The sequence below is a fragment of the Roseovarius salincola genome (assembly GCF_026891095.1).
GTDB lineage: Bacteria > Pseudomonadota > Alphaproteobacteria > Rhodobacterales > Rhodobacteraceae > Roseovarius > Roseovarius salincola.
The window spans coordinates 90,073-105,181 of record NZ_JAPTNL010000014.1; the positions used below are offsets into that span (position 1 = coordinate 90,073).

General features: G+C 61.9%; 16 protein-coding genes, 2 tRNA genes and 1 pseudogene. 13 read left to right on the plus strand and 6 right to left on the minus strand.

Going from position 1 to position 15,109, the window contains the following annotated elements; genetic code table 11:
- Nucleotides 1-2 precede the first annotated feature (2 nt).
- From N5A93_RS14790 to N5A93_RS14805, 4 genes are all read left to right on the plus strand, one after another.
- Complete coding sequence (locus N5A93_RS14790) at nt 3-1,613, plus strand: cytochrome ubiquinol oxidase subunit I (protein WP_268955874.1); 1,611 nt, start codon at nt 3-5, stop codon at nt 1,611-1,613.
- Nucleotides 1,614-1,618: 5 nt separating this feature from the next.
- On the plus strand, nt 1,619-2,767 hold the full coding sequence (gene cydB / locus N5A93_RS14795) for a cytochrome d ubiquinol oxidase subunit II (protein WP_268955875.1): 1,149 nt from the start codon (nt 1,619-1,621) through the stop codon (nt 2,765-2,767).
- A 14-nt stretch (nt 2,768-2,781) separates the two neighbouring features.
- A complete protein-coding gene (gene cydX / locus N5A93_RS14800; RefSeq protein ID WP_268955876.1) occupies nt 2,782-2,895 on the plus strand; it encodes a cytochrome bd-I oxidase subunit CydX in 114 nt (37 codons plus the stop codon).
- 269 nt (nt 2,896-3,164) lie between these two features.
- A complete protein-coding gene (locus tag N5A93_RS14805; protein WP_268955877.1) occupies nt 3,165-3,575 on the plus strand; it encodes a hypothetical protein in 411 nt (136 codons plus the stop codon).
- Nucleotides 3,576-3,658: 83 nt separating this feature from the next.
- Here the strand turns inward: N5A93_RS14805 and N5A93_RS14810 are convergent, their stop codons facing one another.
- From N5A93_RS14810 to N5A93_RS14820, 3 genes and pseudogenes are all read right to left on the minus strand, one after another.
- Nucleotides 3,659-4,147 (minus strand): bacterioferritin, encoded by a 489-nt coding sequence (locus tag N5A93_RS14810; RefSeq protein WP_268955878.1) that lies wholly within the window; start codon nt 4,145-4,147, stop codon nt 3,659-3,661.
- Nucleotides 4,148-4,304: 157 nt separating this feature from the next.
- Nucleotides 4,305-4,522, minus strand: a pseudogene (locus N5A93_RS14815) (IS256 family transposase); the annotation flags it as partial.
- 694 nt (nt 4,523-5,216) lie between these two features.
- Nucleotides 5,217-5,292 (minus strand) — tRNA-Lys (locus tag N5A93_RS14820).
- Between the two features lie 107 nt (nt 5,293-5,399).
- Between N5A93_RS14820 and dapF the strand changes: the two genes are divergently transcribed.
- The 3 genes from dapF to N5A93_RS14835 all read left to right on the plus strand — a co-directional run bounded on the left by dapF (nt 5,400) and on the right by N5A93_RS14835 (nt 8,288).
- Nucleotides 5,400-6,233, plus strand: coding sequence for a diaminopimelate epimerase (gene dapF, locus N5A93_RS14825; RefSeq protein ID WP_268955879.1), 834 nt, complete (start codon nt 5,400-5,402; stop codon nt 6,231-6,233).
- Nucleotides 6,230-7,489 (plus strand): tRNA (N(6)-L-threonylcarbamoyladenosine(37)-C(2))-methylthiotransferase MtaB, encoded by a 1,260-nt coding sequence (mtaB, locus tag N5A93_RS14830; RefSeq protein ID WP_268955880.1) that lies wholly within the window; start codon nt 6,230-6,232, stop codon nt 7,487-7,489. Before dapF ends, mtaB begins: the two co-directional genes overlap by 4 nt.
- 196 nt (nt 7,490-7,685) lie before the next feature.
- Entirely contained in the window at nt 7,686-8,288 is a 603-nt protein-coding gene (locus N5A93_RS14835) for a glutathione S-transferase (protein ID WP_268955881.1), read from the plus strand.
- Nucleotides 8,289-8,349: 61 nt separating this feature from the next.
- On the opposite strand, the gene N5A93_RS14840 is transcribed toward N5A93_RS14835, so the two are convergent.
- Nucleotides 8,350-8,748: a group I truncated hemoglobin gene (locus N5A93_RS14840; protein ID WP_268955882.1), complete on the minus strand. Its 399-nt coding sequence runs from the start codon at nt 8,746-8,748 to the stop codon at nt 8,350-8,352.
- A gap of 148 nt (nt 8,749-8,896) precedes the next feature.
- Here N5A93_RS14840 and N5A93_RS14845 point away from each other — a divergent pair, with 148 nt between their 5' ends.
- On the plus strand, nt 8,897-9,607 hold the full coding sequence (locus N5A93_RS14845; RefSeq protein ID WP_268955883.1) for a winged helix-turn-helix transcriptional regulator: 711 nt from the start codon (nt 8,897-8,899) through the stop codon (nt 9,605-9,607).
- Between the two features lie 42 nt (nt 9,608-9,649).
- Here N5A93_RS14845 and N5A93_RS14850 read toward each other — a convergent pair whose 3' ends face one another.
- On the minus strand, nt 9,650-10,333 hold the full coding sequence (locus N5A93_RS14850) for an outer membrane beta-barrel protein (RefSeq protein ID WP_268955884.1): 684 nt from the start codon (nt 10,331-10,333) through the stop codon (nt 9,650-9,652).
- Nucleotides 10,334-10,551: 218 nt separating this feature from the next.
- On the opposite strand from N5A93_RS14850, the gene petA reads away from it, so the two are divergent.
- The 3 genes from petA to N5A93_RS14865 are packed head-to-tail and all read left to right on the plus strand — an operon-like array spanning nt 10,552 to nt 13,293.
- Complete coding sequence (gene petA / locus N5A93_RS14855) at nt 10,552-11,130, plus strand: ubiquinol-cytochrome c reductase iron-sulfur subunit (RefSeq protein WP_268955885.1); 579 nt, start codon at nt 10,552-10,554, stop codon at nt 11,128-11,130.
- Between the two features lie 11 nt (nt 11,131-11,141).
- Nucleotides 11,142-12,488, plus strand: coding sequence for a cytochrome b (gene petB, locus N5A93_RS14860; protein WP_268955886.1), 1,347 nt, complete (start codon nt 11,142-11,144; stop codon nt 12,486-12,488).
- Between the two features lie 16 nt (nt 12,489-12,504).
- Complete coding sequence (locus tag N5A93_RS14865) at nt 12,505-13,293, plus strand: cytochrome c1 (RefSeq protein WP_268955887.1); 789 nt, start codon at nt 12,505-12,507, stop codon at nt 13,291-13,293.
- 103 nt (nt 13,294-13,396) lie between these two features.
- On the opposite strand, the gene N5A93_RS14870 is transcribed toward N5A93_RS14865, so the two are convergent.
- Nucleotides 13,397-14,422, minus strand: coding sequence for a LacI family DNA-binding transcriptional regulator (locus N5A93_RS14870; RefSeq protein ID WP_268955888.1), 1,026 nt, complete (start codon nt 14,420-14,422; stop codon nt 13,397-13,399).
- A 123-nt stretch (nt 14,423-14,545) separates the two neighbouring features.
- On the opposite strand from N5A93_RS14870, the gene N5A93_RS14875 reads away from it, so the two are divergent.
- Together N5A93_RS14875 and N5A93_RS14880 are read left to right on the plus strand one after the other, a co-directional pair.
- Nucleotides 14,546-14,622, plus strand: a tRNA-Arg gene (locus N5A93_RS14875).
- 155 nt (nt 14,623-14,777) lie between these two features.
- Nucleotides 14,778-15,023, plus strand: a complete 246-nt coding sequence (locus tag N5A93_RS14880) for a hypothetical protein (RefSeq protein ID WP_268955889.1) — start codon at nt 14,778-14,780, stop codon at nt 15,021-15,023.
- Nucleotides 15,024-15,109 lie beyond the last annotated feature (86 nt).

A 15,109-nucleotide genomic window follows, 5' to 3' on the forward strand; every position in this document is an offset into this window, starting at 1 on the left:
TTATGGAACTCGACCTTGTTGAGCTGTCTCGCCTGCAATTCGCGATGACGGCCATGTATCATTTCCTGTTCGTCCCGCTGACACTTGGCCTGTCAGTCCTGATCGCCATCATGGAAACGGTCTACGTCATGACCGGACGCCCGATCTGGCGGCAGATGACCAAGTTCTGGGGCACGCTGTTCGGGATCAACTTCGTGCTTGGTGTCGCCACCGGTATCACCATGGAATTTCAGTTCGGCATGAACTGGAGCTACTACAGCCACTACGTCGGCGACGTGTTCGGAGCACCCCTCGCCATCGAGGGGTTGATGGCCTTCTTCCTCGAGGCGACATTCGTCGGCCTGTGGTTCTTTGGCTGGGACAAGCTCTCGAAGGTCGCGCATATGGTGATCGGCTGGCTGGTGGCGATCGGGTCGAACTTCTCGGCCCTGTGGATCCTGATCGCCAATGGCTGGATGCAGAACCCGATCGGCGCCGAATTCAACCCCATGACCATGCGCATGGAGATGACCAGCTTCTTCGACGTGATGTTCAACGAGGTGGCGCAGGCCAAATTCGTCCACACGGTTTCGGCCGGGTATGTCACGGCCTCGGTCTTCGTGCTGGGGGTCTCAGCCTGGTACCTGCTGAAGGGGCGGCATGTCGAATTGGCACGCCGCTCGATGACCGTCGCCTCGAGCTTCGGTCTGGCCGCTGCGCTTTCGGTCGTCCTGCTGGGTGACGAATCCGGCTACAGCGCGACCCACACGCAACGCATGAAGCTCGCCGCGATGGAAGGCATGTGGCACACCGAAGAGGCGCCCGCGGCCTTCACCCTTGTCGGTCTGCCCGATCAGGAGGCGCGCGAAAACCACTACGCGGTCAAGATCCCCTATGCCATGGGCCTGATCGCCACCCGCTCGCTGACCAAGGATATTCCCGGCATCGATGATCTCGTGATCGAATCCGAAGAGCGCATCCGCTCGGGGCTGATCGCCTATGACGCCCTGATGACGATCCGGCAGGACCGCGAGGCGACATCGCCCGAGATCAATGCCACATTCGAGGAACATGGCGGCGATCTGGGTTATGCATTGCTGCTGAAACGCTATGTCGAAGACCCGCGCGAAGCGACCGATGCACAGATCGAGAAGGCCGCCAACGATACCGTTCCCACGGTCTGGCCGTTGTTCTGGGCCTTCCGCATCATGGTGGGGCTCGGCTTTGCGTTCATCGGGGTGATGACATATTTCTTCATCCGCTCGAACTTCGGCAGCCGCACCTATCCGCGCTGGTCGCTGATCGCGGCGGTGGCGATCATCCCGACGCCCTGGATCGCGGCTGAACTGGGCTGGTTCGTCGCCGAATACGGCCGCCAACCCTGGACAGTGGATGGTGTCCTGCCGACCGCGCTGTCGGTCAGTCACCTTTCGATCACGTCACTTCTGTTGACGCTGGCGGGGTTCGTCACCTTCTACACCGTTCTCTTCGTCATCGAGATGGGCCTCATGCTGAAATACATCCGCAAGGGCCCGGTTCAGGATGCCGAAGAAGCCGAGGAATGGCGCGTGCGCCACGAACACCGCCTGCGTACCCATGATGGGCGCGATCCATTTGCAAACCCTGCGGAGTGAACGCCATGATCCTTTATGAAATGATAGATTTCGATATCCTGCGCATCATCTGGTGGGGCCTTCTGGGTGTGCTGCTGATCGGCTTCGCCCTGACCGACGGGTTCGACATGGGGGTCGGCGCCCTGCTGCCCTTCATCGCCCGGACCGACGAAGAGCGCCGCCTTGTCATTAACACCGTCGGCCCCGTCTGGGAAGGCAACCAGGTGTGGTTCATCCTGGGTGGCGGCGCGATCTTCGCCGCCTGGCCGCCGCTCTACGCGGTCAGTTTCTCGGGGTTCTACCTTGCGATGTTCGTGGTGCTGGCGGCGCTGATTCTGCGCCCGGTCGGGTTCAAATACCGCTCCAAGCGCGATGACCCGCGCTGGCGCTATGGCTGGGACTGGGCGCTCTTCGTGGGCGGCGCGGTGCCTGCGCTGATCTTCGGCGTCGCCGTGGGCAACGTGTTGCAGGGCGTGCCGTTCCGGCTGACCGATGATCTCTTCTCGCTCTATGAAGGGTCGTTCTTCGGCCTCTTGAACCCGTTCGCGCTGCTGGCTGGCGCGGTGTCGCTCTGCATGCTGATCGCTCATGGCGCGGCATGGGTCGCGCTCAAGGCCGAAGGCCCCGTGGTTGAGCGTGCACGCCGCCTTGGCACCTTCGCCGGGCTGGCCGGGATGGCAGGATATGCGCTGGCCGGGCTGTGGCTGGCCTTCGGCATCGACGGCTACGTGATGACCACCGAGGCGGCTGCGGGGGGCCATTCCAACCCGCTCCTGACCGAGGTCGCGCGCGAAGGCTCCTGGCTGGCGGCCTATTCGGTGCGGCCCTGGATCATCATCGCTCCCCTGATGGGCTTTGCGGGCATGGCGCTGGCCTATCTGTCGCTCTGGCGCGGTGGAGAACTGTCGCCGCTCTTGTTCTCGAAGCTCGGGATCACGGGCATCATCGCCTCTGTCGGGCTGACGATGTTCCCCTTCATCCTGCCCTCCTCGATCGACCCGCGCTCCTCCCTCACGGTCTGGGACAGCTCGTCGTCGCATTTCACCCTGTTCGTGATGCTCGCCGTCACGGTGATCTTCATGCCGCTGATCCTGCTCTACACCGCCTGGGTCTACAAGGTGCTGTGGGGCAAGGTCACCATGGACGAGATCGCGGATAACCAGAACGCCTATTAAGGAAAGGACATCCCATGTGGTATTTCGCCTGGATTCTCGGCCTGCCGCTGGCCGCGCTCTTCGCCATTCTCAACGCGATGTGGTTCGAGGTGCGCGAGGATTCCCGACTCACCCATGAGTCGGACTGACGCGCCGCATCCATACTTGAGCGCAACCGCACAGGCGTACGGCAGGAGACTGCCGGTCGCCTGTCGCATGACAGATTTTCCACGGATGGTTTCACCGGGGCCTCGCAGCGCCAGAAAGCCCTTGGGGCAGGACGATATCGCGCCCAGTCAATATGCCCGGCCGCGGTGTCATGACAATATCGGAACCCCGAGGTTCCGGGGCTCCTGCCCGGCAGGCGCATGACAGTGAAAAACCGTGCAAGACCGGATAGAACGGCGAAGGAGCCACAATGACAGAGATTTTGAAATTCCTCCACTTCATTGCCCTTGCCGTGGCTATCGGTGGCGGGATCAGCAACATGGTCGCCGGGCGGCAGCAGGCCCGCGCCTCGGCCGAAGTCAAACCCGCCTTCGCAGCGCTGCAGAAAAGGGTCGCACGCCTCTCGGCATTGTCGCTTGCAGTTCTGTGGCTGACGGGCATCGCCCTTGTCTATGCCATCTATGGCGGCTGGACCGGTCTCGGCACCTGGTTCTGGATCAAGATCGCCGCTGTCGCCGCGCTGACCTTGGTCTCGGGCACTGCACAACTGCTCATGGCACGCCGCTCGCCACCGCCGCCCATCATCAAGCCACTGGGCCTGTCGGGCATGATCTTCGCGCAGCTCTCGGTGCTCTTCGCGGTCCTCGCCTTCACATACTGATCCCAAGGGGCGCGGCCCTGCGCGCGCAGATGCCCGCCCCCGGAATGGTTCAAACGCTCTCCGCGTGTGCGAAATGGCCGCCCTTAATCGTCGGACTCGTCATCACCGAATGAAATCAGCTTGGCACTGTATGTCTTCTCGCCAAGCCGCTCGATCAGGTCGAGCTGCAGTTCAAGCCATGCCTTGTGACCTTCCTCATCCAGCACGATCTTTTCGAAAAGCGTCCGTGTCCCGATATCTCCGACCTCGGCGGCGTGTTGCGCGGCCTTGGTATAGACCGCAATCGCCTCTTCCTCGTCCGCAAGATCGGCCTTGAACATATTCGGCAAGGTCTCGGCCTGTTGAGGCGCTTTCTCGAAGCCGAGTTCCGGCGAGGCCTTGAGGAACATCAGCCGCTCGATGAACATGTCCGAATGCCCGAGTTCCTCGTTCATCTCCTCGCGCATCTGATCCGCCAGCCTGGTCAGGCCCCAATCATCCAGCGTATGCGCATGAAGCTGGTACTGATGCGCCGCCGTCATTTCCATTTTGACTGCGCGTTGCAGGAATTCGATGGTCTTGTCATTCGACATCGCGGATCTCCTTTCTGAAAATTCGATTGAAAACGTATTGTCCGGGCAAGTTCATTTCAACAATGGTCACGCATTCTTCGATAGCATCTCAACCCGTTGTTTCATAGCTCGGGCACCCGGTGACTTGGAGATATGGGCAAAAGTTGGTGACGCTTGATCAGGCGGCGGCTTGAAGTCGGCGAATCCTGTCGCGGAAGTCAATCCCTTGGATGATCTCGGGCAGGCGGTTTTGCCCGTCGAGCTTTCGCAATTTTCTTGCGCCGCCGTCTTCAGCTTGAAGGCCATGGCCAGCCCCGTCTTTCGGCTGAGGCAGCACTTGGTACGTTTTGTTCGATTCCTGATGGTGGCGAATGTGCTTTCAATCGGATTTGACGTGCTTCCGGTATTCGGCAGGACAGTCATAGCGACTGACCTATGGGATGAACTGCCTTGCCACCAAACCGCGGTCATTATTGCGGAGATTGGCGAAGTGAGGAACATCTGATGGACGTCAAGGTTCTGGGAATTGATCTTGGCAAGGCCGTTTGCAGTCTTGCCGGGCTGGATGAAGCAGGAGCGATCGTGTTTCGCAAGCGCATCCAGCGGCATCCTCTGCCGTAGTTCTTGGCGGGGCTCCACCCTGCGCTGTTGCGATGGAAGCCTGCGGCGGCGCGCATCAGGCGTCTCTTCGACGATCCGCAGCTTTTCGGCGGCACTCCAGCGGTACCGGCGGCCTCCATCTGTAATGATCTCAACTCCAGACATGAGCACGACCTTAGAATAAGCGTAAGCCTACTCGTTCCGGCCCGGATGTCCGGTCGAGAATGGGACCAGTTCAACTGGGCTGAACTCGATGCTGCGTCTCTGCGGTGATTGGGTGCGTGCACTTGCTGCGAGCCGAGGTTCTGTATAATGCCCCAAGGCTTTGCAGGAGCAGGTGAGCTAGCCCGGCATTCTCACTGAGCACTGTCAGCTCCCAGAAGTCAGTCCAATTGAAAGAACACGCTGTTGACAGCTGAGTGGTCGCCACGCAGTAGCCTACAGGCGTGTCGAGCGTAAGATCAACAATCATCTAAGTAATTGATTTCAGTGGTGAGCCGTGCAGGATTCGAACCTGCGACCCACTGATTAAAAGTCAGTTGCTCTACCAACTGAGCTAACGGCCCACTAGGCGGCCTATCTAGAAAGTGGCGGGCAGGGGGTCAAGCCCGAAATTGTCGGTTTTGTTCACGGACGCTGGATTCGTTGCGACACGAGGTTTATATGCCCGCTCATGAGTATGCGCAGCGATACCGGTTTGCCCTTCATGAAAATGCACGGGCTGGGCAATGACTTTGTCGTGCTGGATGCGCGTGCGCGCCATGTCAATGTCACGCCGGCCCTGATTCTTGCCCTGGCGGATCGGCGGATGGGAGTGGGGTTCGACCAGCTTGCGGTGATCGCCAGCGGAGCTGCCGACGCGCACCTGACGTTTTATAATTCCGATGGAACGGAATCGGCGGCATGTGGCAATGCCACGCGCTGCATCGCGCGCTTCCTGATGGACGAAACCGGGCGCGACCGCCTGCATCTGACCACGGCGCGCGGCGACCTAAATGCGGTCGATGCGGGCGACGGGCTGACCTCGGTCAACATGGGGCAGCCGCAACTTGACTGGCGCGGCATACCGCTGGCCGAGGAGATGGACACCCTTGAATTGCCGATAGAAGGCGGGCCCACCGCGACGGGCATGGGCAACCCGCACTGCACCTTTTTCGTCGAGGACGCCGAGGCGATCCCGCTTGAGCAGTTCGGCCCGCGCTATGAACACCACCCGCTTTATCCCGAGCGCACGAATGTTCAGGTCGCCAGCCTGATCGGCAAGGATCATTTGCGCATGCGGGTCTGGGAGCGGGGCGTCGGGGTGACGCTGGCTTCGGGGTCGTCGTCCTGTGCCGTGGCAGTGGCGGCGGCGCGGCGGGGGCTGACGGGGCGAAGTGTGCAGATCGACCTGGATGGCGGCACGCTGCATGTGGAGTGGCGCGATGACGGGGTGTGGATGACCGGCGAGACGATGCATGTGTTCGACGGGGTGCTGACGGATGCGTTCCTGAGGGGGATCGGATGACGCAGACGCCGCGATTCACCACGCTCGGATGCCGCCTCAACGCTTATGAAACCGAGGCGATGAAAGAACTCAGCCAACAGGCGGGTCTGGAAAATGCTGTAATCGTAAACACTTGCGCGGTTACGGCCGAGGCGGTTCGCAAGGCACGACAGGAAATCCGGCGTCTGCGGCGAGAGCATCCCGATGCAAGGCTGATCGTCACCGGCTGCGCCGCACAGACCGAGCCCGAGACCTTCACCAAGATGACGGAAGTGGACGCCGTCATCGGCAATACCGAGAAAATGCAACCCGAGACCTGGAAGGGAATGGCCGCTGATTTCATAGGAAAAACAGAGTCTTGCCAGGTAGACGATATAATGAGCGTAACCGAAACCGCCGGTCATCTGATAGACGGTTTCGGATCGCGGAGCCGGGCTTATGTGCAGGTGCAGAACGGGTGTGATCATCGGTGCACGTTTTGCATCATTCCTTATGGCAGGGGAAATTCGCGGTCGGTGCCGGCGGGGGTGGTGGTGGATCAGATCCGGCGGCTGGTGGCGCGGGGGTATAACGAGGTGGTGCTGACGGGGGTCGACCTGACCAGTTGGGGCGCCGATCTGCCCGCCGCGCCGCGCCTTGGCGACCTGGTCATGCGCATCCTCAAGCTGGTGCCCGACCTGCCGCGCCTGCGGATTTCTTCCATTGATTCCATCGAGGTAGATGAAAACCTCATGCAGGCGATCGCTACCGAACCGCGACTGATGCCGCATCTGCACCTGAGCCTGCAGCATGGTGACGACCTGATCCTGAAACGGATGAAGCGGCGGCATTTGAGGGGGGATGCGATACGGTTTGTGGAGGAGGCGAAGCGGTTGCGGCCGGAGATGACATTCGGGGCGGATATCATCGCGGGGTTCCCGACCGAGACCGAGGAGGCGTTCGCTAACTCATTGAAATTGGTAGAAGAATGCCAGCTTACATGGCTGCATGTCTTCCCCTACAGCCCGCGCCCCGGCACGCCTGCGGCGCGGATGCCGCAAGTGCATGGCACGGATATCAAGGCGCGCGCGGCGCAATTGCGCGCTGCGGGCGCGGCACAGGTGGCCCGACATCTTGCGGAACAACAGGGCCGGACCCACCGCATCTTGATGGAAAACCCCCGGATGGGGCGAACGGAACAGTTCACCGAGGTGGCGTTCGACGCCGACCGGGAGGAAGGCCAGATCGTCACGGCGACGGTGACCGGCACCCGTGGACAGCAGCTGGTGGCCGCCTGAACAGCGTACAAAACGGCCGGTTTGTACGCCGCTTTTGTACCGAAATGGCCGGGTTGGCGAAAAGATCTGTACAAATCCCGAAAACCGGCCTGATCCGGTGCCTCGTGCCGCCTTCATGCGGCATGCATCGCGGGGCTGTTCAAGCGCCTTGGCGACCCTTAAGCTGGCGCGGATTATCCAATTGGAGAGTGATAAGATGAAGCTCATTTCCTCGGGCACCTCGCCATTCGTGCGCAAGGTCCTGGTGCTGCTCCACGAGACCGGGCAGCTGGACGATATCGAGATGGTGACGGCGGCGACCACGCCCTATGACACCGCCCCCGAAGTGGCGAGCGCGAATCCGATCGGCAAGATCCCGGCGCTGATCCGTGCCGAAGGCCCGGCGATCTATGACAGCCGGGTGATCTGCCGCTATCTGGACGACCGCGCGCAGGCGGGGCTTTATCCTGACGGGCGTCTTTGGGAGACCCTGACGCTGGAAGCGACAGCGGACGGGATCATGGAGGCGGCGGTGCTGATGGTCTATGAACACAAGATGCGCCCCGGCGAAGCCTTTGTGGAAGCCTGGGTCGATGCGCAGTGGACCAAGATCGAGCGAGCGGTCGCGGCGCTGAACGCGCGGTGGATGAGCCATCTGCGCGGACCGCTGGACATGGGGCAGGTTGCCGTGGGCTGCGCCCTGGCCTATCTTGATTTCCGTCATGACGATCGCGGCTGGCGCAAGGGCAATGACGCGCTGGATGACTGGTTCGCGGTCTTTGCGGAGCGCGACAGCATGGTGGCGACGCGCCCGCAGTGAAGAATGGCCGGGGCGACGCGCACAGGTGCGCGGCCCCGGCCCGCACGGGCCTGATGCCCGGTCAGACGCGGATGATATCGTCCTTGAGGGAATAGACGATCGCCAGAACCTCGCCGCGCGTGGCGGCGTCGTGGCCGTGCTTTTCCATCGTATCGAGAATATCGTCGGTCGCGGCCAGGAATTCCGCCGCGTTGATATTCATGCCGCGATGCGCCTCGGGCATGGAGCGGCCCTGGTATCTGTCCGGGCCGCCCACGCCGAGAACGAAGAAGTCGCAGACATGTTTCTTGATTCCCTCCAGATGATCGGCGTCGTCCTGATAGGGCAGGAAGCGCGCCTTGATCTCGGGGTTGCGCATATGCGCATCGATGACGCCATCGACCAGCTGGCGGACGCCTTCGGTTGCCCCGAGGCGTTCAAAAAGGGTGGCGGTGTTAATCTCTTTGCCCAGTGAATTCATCTTGAATCTCCTTCTCCCTTGTCGAGGTCCGGAGGCCGGCCTCGTGGCCCGACAGTGACAGGCCGGACGACGCCGCTGCCAGTGTACGATCTGTATCAGGAGTCGAATTTTTGTGCGGAATCGGCTAGGGTAATGCTTTGGAGGCACCATGGCGGATCAAAGTTATCGCCAGTTCTGTCCCGTCGCCATGGCGGCGGAGGTTCTGTGCCCGCGCTGGACGATGGTCCTGTTGCGCGAATTGGTGGCCGGATCGACGCGCTTCAACGAATTGCGGCGGGGCGTGCCGAGGATGTCACCGACGCTGTTATCCAAACGTCTGCGCGAACTGGAGCGGGCCGGGATCGTCACCCGCCGACCCGCGCCCGAAGACCCCGAGCACATGGCCTATGAGCTGACGGAAGCGGGGCGCGACCTTGGGCCGGTGATCGAGGCCTTCGGCACATGGGGCCAGAAATGGATCGAGGCCGAGCCGAGCCTCAACAATGTCGATCCGGGCCTGTTGATGTGGGACATGCGCCGCAACCTGGACCCGACGCCATTGCCGCCCCGAAAGACGGTTTTCGCGTTCCTTTACACCGATCAGCCCGAAGGGCGCCGGGATTGGTGGCTGATTGTCGAGCCGGGCAAGGCTGTCGATCTGTGTTCGATAGATCCGGGTTTCGACGTCGATCTGTTCATCGAGACCGATCTGAGATGCATGACGGCGATCTGGATGGGATTGAGCACGGTCAAGCTGGCGCTGGACCAGGGGCGGTTGGTGCTGGACGGGGATCGCGGGCTGGCCGACCGGATGCAGGTCTGGCTGGGGCGCAGCCCCTTTGCGCGCCAGAAGAAGCTGGCCGGAACGGACCGCGTATGAAGCGAAGGGGCGGCGCGCGATGCGCCGCCCGGTCTGACGATATCAGAAGCTGTAGCTGATGCCGATATTGAAGGCGTGCGACAGGATGTCGGTTTTCATCTTGCCGGCCAGCTGGCCGGGGGCCGGATCAATGGTGATGTCGTTATCCGACCAGGTGAACTGGTATTCGCCGAACAGCGCCCATTTTTCGTTGAAGTCGTATTTCAGGCCGGCGATGCCGCGCAGGGCCGGGCCGGTGACTTCGAAGTCATGGGTGCGCACCGGCGAGCCGGTCACCTCGATATCCACATGGGGAATGGCGACACCGACGCCCGCGCCGATGTAAGGCGTGAAGTTCGGGGTCTGCTTGAAGGCGCCGGGCCAGCGTTTCATCACGTTGGCGGTGATGATGTTGTGGCCGTCGGAAAGCTCCATCCGGTTGACGCCGAGCGCGAGGCGGTCGGCAGTCGGGGCATAGGCCTTGACGTGTGTGCCCTCGACGCCGAAGCCGAGGTTGTTGTCGAGCCACCACATCGCACGCCCGCCGTAATATATCGGGCTGTCGAGCGGCTTGCCTTCCCAGTCGATGGAGCGGCTGAAGGCCGCGCCGCCGGGCAGAAAGCCCGAGGCGTTGGAGCTGTCGACGCTTTGCACGCCGAGGTAGAAGCTGAGTTCCATTTCGGCGAGGGCGGGGGCGGCGAGGCCGGAGGCGGCCAGCATGGTGGCTGCGGCAAGCGGTGTTTTCATGGGAAATGCTTTCGTTGCGATGGCGCGGGACTGGGTGCTAGATACACCCAAGGGGCGAGGTTCTCAAGCGCGACACTTCCGCGCCATGATCAAAACGAGGAGAATGCACACTGGACTGCCCTTGAATCGCCCGCTAAATAGCGATCCAAACGGACCCTCGGATTCCGTCTGTCGAACGGCAGGGCCCCGTGACCGGCTAAGAAAATGGAGTAAATCCCGTGTCCCACGCAGAAGACCACGAAGGCACCCGCCGCGACTTTCTCTATTATGCCACCGCAGGCGCGGGGGCGGTGACCGCAGGGGCCGCGATCTGGCCACTTGTGCATCAGATGAATCCGTCGGCCGACGTTCAGGCGCTGAGCTCGATCCGGGTCGATGTTTCGGGCCTGGACCAGGGGTCGCAGGTGACCGTGAAATGGCTGGGCAAGCCGGTGTTCATCCGCCGCCGCACCGAAGTCGAGATCGAAGAGGCGCGCGCGGTCGAACTGGCGGATCTGCCCGACAAGATCGCACGCAACAACAATATCGACGGCGACGTGCCCGCCGATGACGCGAACCGCACGCTGGACGAGGCCGGTGAATGGCTGGTTCAGATGGGTGTGTGCACGCATCTGGGCTGTGTGCCGCTGGGCAATGCCGGCGATTACACCTCATCGGAAGATGTCGGCGGCTGGTTCTGCCCCTGCCACGGGTCGCATTACGACACCTCTGGTCGCATCCGCAAAGGCCCCGCACCGGAGAACCTGCCGGTGCCGATCGCCGAATTCGTCGACGAATCGACGATCAAACTGGGATAAGGAAAGCACTCATGTCCGGAATTCCGCACGATCATTACGAACCGAAGTCTGGCGGCGCCAAGTGGCTTCATTCGCGTCTGCCCATTGTCGGCCTGCTTTATGACACGCTGATGATCCCGACCCCCAAGAACCTCAACTGGATGTGGATCTGGGGCATCGTCCTGACCTTCTGCCTGGCGTTGCAGATCATCACCGGCATCGTGCTGGTGATGCATTACACGCCGCATGTGGACATGGCCTTCGCGTCGATCGAGCATATCATGCGCAACGTGAATGGCGGGCACATGATCCGCTACCTGCACATGAACGGCGCGTCGCTGTTCTTCCTTGCGGTCTATCTCCATATTTTCCGCGGTCTCTACTACGGGTCCTACAAGGCCCCGCGCGAGGTCACGTGGATCATCGGCATGCTGATCTACCTGATGATGATGGGCACCGCCTTCATGGGCTACGTGCTGCCCTGGGGTCAGATGTCGTTCTGGGGCGCCACGGTGATCACCGGCCTCTTCGGCGCGATCCCCTTCATCGGCGAGCCGATCCAGACCTGGCTTCTGGGCGGACCGGCGGTGGATAATGCCACGCTGAACCGCTTCTTCTCGCTGCATTACCTGCTGCCCTTCGTGATCGCGGCGCTGGTGGCGATCCATATCTGGGCCTTCCACACCACGGGCAACAACAACCCCACCGGTGTCGAGGTGCGGCGCGGCTCCAAGGCCGAGGCCGAGAAGGACACGGTACCGTTCTGGCCCTATTTCGTGATGAAGGACCTGTTCGCGCTGGGCGTGATCATGGTGGTGTTCTTCGCGATCATCGGCTTCATGCCCAACTACCTGGGACATCCCGACAACTATATCGAGGCCAACCCGCTGGTGACGCCGTCGCACATCGTGCCGGAATGGTATTTCCTGCCCTTCTACGCAATCCTGCGGGCCTTCACCTCGGATGTCTGGGTCGTGATGTTCGCCAGCTGGATCACCGGCGGCATCATCGACGCCAAGTTCTTCGGCGTGCTGGCGATGTTCGGCGCGATCGCGGTGATGGCGCTGGTGCCCTGGCTGGACACGTCGAGCGTGCGCTCGGGCCGCTACCGGCCGATGTTCAAATGGTGGTTCGCCCTGCTGGTCCTGGATTTCCTGGTCCTGATGTGGGCGGGTGCCATGCCTGCGGAGCCGCCCTACTCGACCATCTCGCTGATCGGCTCGACCTATTGGTTCGCCTATTTCCTGGTCATCATGCCACTTCTGGGCGTGATCGAGAAACCGCTGCCGCAACCAGAGACGATCGAGGCCGATTTCGAGGCGAACCACCCCAAGGCATCCGGTGACGCGGGTCAGACCGCCGCCACACCTGCCGAATAAGAAAGGACACGGGACAATGTTCAAGAAACTCGCGATTTCCGCAGTCGCCGCCCTGACCCTTTCGGCCGGTGGCGCGCTGGCGGCCGGTGAGGCAGGGCATATCGAGGATGTGAACTTCTCGTTCGAGGGTCCGTTCGGCAAATTCGACCAGAACCAGCTGCAACGCGGCCTTCAGGTCTATACCGAGGTCTGCGCATCCTGCCACGGCATGACCTATGTGCCGCTGCGCACCCTTGGCGACGAGGGCGGGCCGAACCTGCCTGACGACCAGGTGCGCGCCTACGCGGCGCAGTTCGAGGTGTTCGACGCTGATCTGGACGATTACCGCGAAGCCAAGCCGACCGACCACTTCCCGGCCTCCAACGACCCCAACGCGCCCGACCTGAGCCTGATGACCAAGAAGCGCGCAGGCTTCCACGGCCCCTACGGCACCGGGCTTGCGCAGCTGTTCAAGGGCATGGGCGGGCCGGAATACATGGTCGCGCTTCTGACCGGCTATACCGGTGAGGACAAGTTCGAGGCCGGCACCACCTTTTACGAGAACACCGCATTTCCGGGCGGCTGGATCGCCATGGCGCCGCCGCTTTACGGCGAGGACGTGGAATATGCCGATGGTCATTCGAACGACCTGCACCACGAGGCCGAGGATGTCGCGGCCTTCCTGATGTGGGCCGCCGAACCCAAGATGATGGCCCGCAAGCAGGCCGGTCTGACCGGGGTGATCTTTCTGACGGTGCTGACGGTGCTGCTGTACCTGACGAACAAGCGCATCTGGGCGCCGATCAAGGGCAAGAAAACCGCCTGAGCCATGGCCAGCAGGAACATGATCCCGCGCTGACGGGATCACGAATGAACAGAGCGCCCTTGCAGGAAACTGCGAGGGCGTTCTTGCATGATGCAAGGCCCCGTCAGTCGCGGCGCAGGGTGTCGCCGAAGGTGATCGTGGGTTCCAGCGCCACGCGCACCGGGTCGGTATTGGCGGGATGTTCGACACGATCGGCGATGATCTGCGCGGCGCGGCGGCCGATCTCGACCCGGCAGGCATCCATCGTCGCCAGTTCGCGCGGCAGGCCCTTGAGCAGGTCAAGCCCGTTGAACCCGGCAAGCCCGATCTGGCCGGGAATGTCGATGCCCTGTTCGATCAGATACATCAGCCCGCCCGCGCCGATCTTGTCATTGGAGTAATAGAGGAAATCCAGGTCGGGTGTGCGCTTGAGCAGGGTCTCGGTCATCTCGCGGCCCTTCACCAGCGCCGAGCCGCCGGAATAGAACTCCTGGTCGGCCACTTCGATCCCGGCTTTGGCGAGGGCCTGCGTGAAGCCTTCGAAGCGTTTGCGCGCGCGGTGATCCAGCGGCATCTTGGTGCCGAGGAAGCCGATGCGCCTGTACCCTGCCTTTATGATCGCCTGGGCCATCTGCTGACCGGCGCGGCGATGCGAGATGCCGACCACGGAATCGACCGGCGTGCCGTCCACATCCATGATCTCGACCACGGGAATGCCCGAGGCGCGCAGCATCGCGCGGCTGGCGTCGGAATGTTCGAGCCCGGCGATGATCACCCCGGAAGGACGCCAGGAGAGCATCTCGTAAAGCACCTTTTCCTCTTTTTCGGGGAGGTAATCGGTCAGCCCGACAACCGGCTGAAGCTCGGTTTCCTCGAGGATCTGGCTGATGCCGGTCATGACCTCGGGAAAGACCATGTTGGACATCGAGGGGATGATCACGGCGACAAGGTTGACCCGCTGGCTGGCCAGTGCGCCCGCGATCTTGTTGGGCACATAGCCAAGGCGTTTGGCGGCCGCGAGAACGCGCTGGCGCGTCGCGTCGGACACGTCGCCCCGGTTGCGCAGAACGCGGCTGACGGTCATTTCGGAAACGCCCGAGGCCTCGGATACGTCGCGCAGGGTCAGGGGGCGATGATCGGGCTTGGTCACGTCGGGATGTCCTGAAGGGCTTTTGTCAGTGTTACCGCGAAGCGCGCCACAGGATCAAGCGCCGCACGCGGTGCAATCGACCGATGACAAAGCCCGGGAGGCGCGCTAAAGGAGGGGGCGGATGGCCCCGTGGCTCAACTGGATAGAGCAGCCCCCTCCTAAGGGGCAGGTTGCAGGTTCGAATCCTGCCGGGGTCGCCAAAACTGCCTGAAAAATATGGCTTATTTGCAAGGGGTTCTGTCCGAGATTGCAGAAATGCCCGCTTCATTTTCCGCCGAATTCTCCGAAAACCACCGAGTTCTCGTACAAAACCTGTACAAAATTCGCACGGACGTGCGGCTTTTGGGGCTATCCGATGAGCTGGCGGGTGGCGAATGCGTGTGCCGAACGGAAGTTCGGCAGTGCGACGCGCAAGCAGATCATCATGTTTCTTGCGGACAAGGCGTCGGACGATGGCTCGGGCATCTGGTGTTCGAAGGGAACGATCCAGCGGCACACGGAGCTGGGCGAGACCACCGTCAAGCGGACCATCCGCGATTTCCTGAAGGAAGGCATCCTGGTCGAGACTGGTGCGCGCGGGTGTAAGAAGAGCTATGCGTGATTTTGGGTGACGCGGCCTGATCAAGCGGCGCGGTTTGCAGTGTCGTTTGTGGCGACACCGTCGGTGAATGTGACGCCTTCGATGAC

What these genes read in the sequence shown, in the direction of transcription:
- N5A93_RS14810 (WP_268955878.1), bottom strand. Translation starts at nt 4,147, where the DNA reads ATGTCGAATGACAAGACCATCGAATTCCTGCAACGCGCAGTCAAAATG.
- dapF (WP_268955879.1), top strand. Translation starts at nt 5,400, where the DNA reads ATGAGTATGCGCAGCGATACCGGTTTGCCCTTCATGAAAATGCACGGG.
- N5A93_RS14840 (WP_268955882.1), bottom strand. Translation starts at nt 8,748, where the DNA reads ATGAATTCACTGGGCAAAGAGATTAACACCGCCACCCTTTTTGAACGC.
- N5A93_RS14880 (WP_268955889.1), top strand. Translation starts at nt 14,778, where the DNA reads ATGAGCTGGCGGGTGGCGAATGCGTGTGCCGAACGGAAGTTCGGCAGT.
- N5A93_RS14850 (WP_268955884.1), bottom strand. Translation starts at nt 10,333, where the DNA reads ATGAAAACACCGCTTGCCGCAGCCACCATGCTGGCCGCCTCCGGCCTC.
- cydX (WP_268955876.1), top strand. Translation starts at nt 2,782, where the DNA reads ATGTGGTATTTCGCCTGGATTCTCGGCCTGCCGCTGGCCGCGCTCTTC.
- N5A93_RS14790 (WP_268955874.1), top strand. Translation starts at nt 3, where the DNA reads ATGGAACTCGACCTTGTTGAGCTGTCTCGCCTGCAATTCGCGATGACG.
- mtaB (WP_268955880.1), top strand. Translation starts at nt 6,230, where the DNA reads ATGACGCAGACGCCGCGATTCACCACGCTCGGATGCCGCCTCAACGCT.
- petB (WP_268955886.1), top strand. Translation starts at nt 11,142, where the DNA reads ATGTCCGGAATTCCGCACGATCATTACGAACCGAAGTCTGGCGGCGCC.
- N5A93_RS14845 (WP_268955883.1), top strand. Translation starts at nt 8,897, where the DNA reads ATGGCGGATCAAAGTTATCGCCAGTTCTGTCCCGTCGCCATGGCGGCG.
- N5A93_RS14805 (WP_268955877.1), top strand. Translation starts at nt 3,165, where the DNA reads ATGACAGAGATTTTGAAATTCCTCCACTTCATTGCCCTTGCCGTGGCT.
- N5A93_RS14865 (WP_268955887.1), top strand. Translation starts at nt 12,505, where the DNA reads ATGTTCAAGAAACTCGCGATTTCCGCAGTCGCCGCCCTGACCCTTTCG.
- cydB (WP_268955875.1), top strand. Translation starts at nt 1,619, where the DNA reads ATGATCCTTTATGAAATGATAGATTTCGATATCCTGCGCATCATCTGG.
- N5A93_RS14835 (WP_268955881.1), top strand. Translation starts at nt 7,686, where the DNA reads ATGAAGCTCATTTCCTCGGGCACCTCGCCATTCGTGCGCAAGGTCCTG.